At 48.6% G+C, this 3,447-nt stretch carries 4 protein-coding genes; 3 read left to right on the top strand and 1 reads right to left on the bottom strand.

From position 1 onward, the window contains the following. Together A3751_RS16760 and A3751_RS16765 are read left to right on the top strand one after the other, a co-directional pair. A partial coding sequence (locus A3751_RS16760; RefSeq protein ID WP_068458089.1) for a lactoylglutathione lyase family protein occupies positions 1-488 on the top strand: 488 nt, incomplete at its 5' end. A 17-nt stretch (positions 489-505) separates the two neighbouring features. Then, a complete protein-coding gene (locus tag A3751_RS16765) occupies positions 506-1,045 on the top strand; it encodes an isochorismatase family protein (RefSeq protein WP_068458093.1) in 540 nt (179 codons plus the stop codon). Positions 1,046-1,074: 29 nt separating this feature from the next. Here A3751_RS16765 and A3751_RS16770 read toward each other — a convergent pair whose 3' ends face one another. Further along, a complete protein-coding gene (locus A3751_RS16770) occupies positions 1,075-2,760 on the bottom strand; it encodes an NAD(P)/FAD-dependent oxidoreductase (protein WP_068458095.1) in 1,686 nt (561 codons plus the stop codon). A 166-nt stretch (positions 2,761-2,926) separates the two neighbouring features. Between A3751_RS16770 and A3751_RS16775 the strand changes: the two genes are divergently transcribed. Continuing rightward, on the top strand, positions 2,927-3,178 hold the full coding sequence (locus A3751_RS16775) for a TIGR03643 family protein (RefSeq protein ID WP_068458097.1): 252 nt from the start codon (positions 2,927-2,929) through the stop codon (positions 3,176-3,178). The last annotated feature ends 269 nt before the right edge of the window (positions 3,179-3,447 follow it).

Here is a 3,447-nt window from a genome sequence, read left to right on the forward strand (position 1 = left end):
CCTATCCAAGAACGTTTTCACATATCGGCATATCCGTTCCTGACGTCGAGAAGGCGGCCAAATTTTATAGCGATGTAATGGGTTGGTATCACATTATGGAGCCGACCGTCATCACCGAGGAATCGGAAACCGCGATCGGACAAATGTGTATTGATGTATTCGGCACTGGCTGGGGTTCATTTAAAATTGCGCATATGTCGACGGGCGATAAGATCGGCGTTGAGATGTTCGAATTTAAGAACAATGAAACACCCAAAGACTTCGAGTACTGGAAAACCAGCACCTTTCATTTCTGCGTGCAAGATCCAGACATTGAAGGCTTAGTTGCCAAGATAGTCGAGCATGGTGGCAAACAACGCATGCCGATTCGAGAATACTATCCTGGCGAGAAGCCTTATAAGATGTGTTATGTAGAAGATCCATTTGGTCTAATTTTCGAAGTATATTCGCATAGCTACGAGCTCACCTATTCACAAGGCGCATACTGAACGAGAGCGTAAACTAAATGCTTACAAGGCAAACCACAGGTCTTATTGTCGTTGATATTCAAGGTAAGCTCGCGCGCATCGTTCATGAAAGCGAGGCGCTCATTTCAAATTGCTCTAAGCTGATCAAGGGCGCTCAAGTGCTCGGGCTTTCAATCATTCAACTTGAACAGAACCCCGAAAAACTTGGACCGACTGTTGATGAACTCAACACGCTATTAGACACAGTGCCGCGTATCGCCAAATTTTCTTTTAGTGCCTGCGAAGAACCGGCCTTTGTCGAGGCCGTCAAATCGTATGACGTAGACACATGGTTAATATGCGGTATTGAGGCGCATATTTGTGTTTATCAAACAGCCAGAGGGCTGGCAAAACTTGGCTACAAGGTGGAAGTTGTGCGCGATTGCGTATCGTCCCGATTAACAAGCAATAAACAATTGGGCCTAGACAAGCTCACACGACATGGCATTGAGCTGACAGGCCTAGAGATGTGCTTGTACGAACTGATCAAGGACTGTCGGGCACCGGAGTTCAAGCCCGTTCTTGATCTTATCCGTTAAGCTCGAAACTGTGGATCGACCGCGTCGCGTCATGCGTTTACCGCACCACCCTCCTGAGCGGTATTTCTGTCGGTTTTAAAGCGCGCCATAAACGGAAGCAAGTTGAGCGATTGGAGCCCAAGCACGCTGGCGGCAGAGAGGACGCCGCCCATCATCGCGCCACCAACACCACACGACAGAACGTCTTGCCCGGTTAGATACAACCCTGCAATGCGGGTCTTTGGACGCAACCATGTTTGCTGAAAGCGCTCTGGGCCGTGTTCTAAGCCATATAACTCTCCACGAGAATAAGCACAGAAGTAGTCGGTCGACAACGGTGTAGACACCTCAAAGTAATCGACTTTACCGCGCAAGTTAGGCATCTCGTTATATAGCTGCTCCATCAAGCGCGCACCAAATTCGGCTTTAAGCGCGTCATACTCGTCACCTCTCTGACCCCATGGCATATCCTTCCATGCTTCAAAGTACTTGTAGGGACAAGGCGCGACAATTTCGATCGTGGATTTATTAGGGTAACGCTCCGACCAAGACGGGTCTTTGGCCGAAGGAAACGATATATACGTAAGCGGGAACGGCGCGTTTTTGTCGGCATCAAATGCCGCAAAGTTTGCTTGCGCATCATGACTTGGATAGAGCCAATAATTCGTCTTAGGGAGCTTTAGCTCTTTGGGCGTGCCTTTAAGCCCAATATAAATACCTAAGTGGGCCAAAGAAGGCGTGACCGTTTGCAGATCGCTAGCGTAGCCAAACTCCCTCGCCAGCTCTGGCTCAACTAATTTGCCAAATGTATTTCGAACACCCGCGTTGCTGATCACCTGCGGCGCTTTAATCACAGTGCCATCGGCCATTTGAACGCCCACGACCTTCGTGCTTTCAATGACGATCCGAGTAACGTTGGCGTAGGTGAAGACCTCACCTCCGCTGCGCTGAATGACCGGCAGGATTGTCTCAGCAATTTTGGATGCCCCTCCAATCGGGTAATAGCCACCATTTAAATAGTGCCGAGCGATCAGTGCATGAATGATAAAACTCGACTCTTTTGGCGGTAGACCACAATCCCCCATTTGCCCGGTGAGCACAGATATCAAACGTGCGTCGCTGGTCAGACCTCGCAGTACATCGTAGGTTGTTTTTTTAAAGTAATCGGGCAAAAGCATGTTCTTAAGGCCCCTGCTTTTCTCCGCAAGCCCCTCAGGCAAAAGCTTGTCGGCTGAGTACAAGGGCATAAGTCGACTGACGCTATCCAGCATAGAGAGATAACGCTTTATGGCTTTCTTCTCATTCGGAAAGGCCTGACTTAAGTCGTTCAAGAAGTTCTTACGGCCCGCCCTCAAGGTAAAGGTCTCGTCGCCAAAGGAGAAGCGATCATAGGCTTCGTCCATCGCGGCCCACTTTAGCTCTCCGTCCGTGATGTAATCAAACACTTGGCGCATAGTGGATAATCGGCTCCCCATCTCACCAATGTAGTGCACGCCTACATCCCACTCATAACCGTTACGAGCATAACTATGGGTATAGCCGCCCGCTGTGTAATGTTGCTCTAAGACCAGAACGCGTTTACCCGCTTTTGACATGATGGCCGCCGTGGTTAGGCCACCGATACCAGAACCAATAACAATCGCATCAAAGTCGCCTTGAACACGTCGTGGCCTATAACGCGTGCCGATCCGTAATGCACTGGGTGAGGGAGAGGAAGTGTTTTGCTTGTGAGTCATGAGCGGTCCAAATCAATACTTAGTTACTGTGAGCATACGCCCGATATATTTACACTGTAAAGACTAATTTGGATCATCGATCGCGAAAAAGCAGAAAGAACCTTCAAGCAGGGTTGTTCGTACATAAAGCATATCAGGGTATTGCGACAGTACAGGCGGATAAACAATGCAATTTAATACGGACGAGGTCTCGAGAATCATTGAAATGGCTTGGGAAGACAGAACACCTTTTGAGGCGATAAAGCAGCAATTCGATATCGATGAGTCCAGCGTCATCCGGTTGATGCGCCGCAATTTAAAGCCGAACTCATTTAAATTATGGCGCAAGCGGGTATCCGGAAGAAAAACCAAATTTACGGCATTTCGCTCGCCAGATGTCGCCAGAGCTTATTGTCCAACCCAGTATAAAAATCGATAGGCACAAAATCAGACAGAGCGCATGGCGAACAATTCGCTGTTCTGGTTAGAATGGTCGGGCTCAGTGAGTGAGCCCTTTAAAACACCTTAAGTATCAAGCGACATCCAAAAATAAGAGAATGTTTGTATGCGACTCATCATCGTCTTTCTTGTTGCAAGTTCCGCCCTACTGCATAGTGCTTATGCTTCGGCCTATGGAACCATCAATTTCACCGATATCATGCCGCCAGAATTTGAGTTCTGCGGTAAACAAGTTGCCCGCGGCAGCAC

The sequence above is a fragment of the Oleiphilus sp. HI0080 genome (genome assembly GCF_001635135.1).

Excerpts from the sequence above, each read along its gene's own strand:
- A3751_RS16770 (WP_068458095.1), bottom strand. The coding sequence starts at position 2,760 with ATGACTCACAAGCAAAACACTTCCTCTCCCTCACCCAGTGCATTACGG.
- A3751_RS16775 (WP_068458097.1), top strand. The coding sequence starts at position 2,927 with ATGCAATTTAATACGGACGAGGTCTCGAGAATCATTGAAATGGCTTGG.
- A3751_RS16765 (WP_068458093.1), top strand. The coding sequence starts at position 506 with ATGCTTACAAGGCAAACCACAGGTCTTATTGTCGTTGATATTCAAGGT.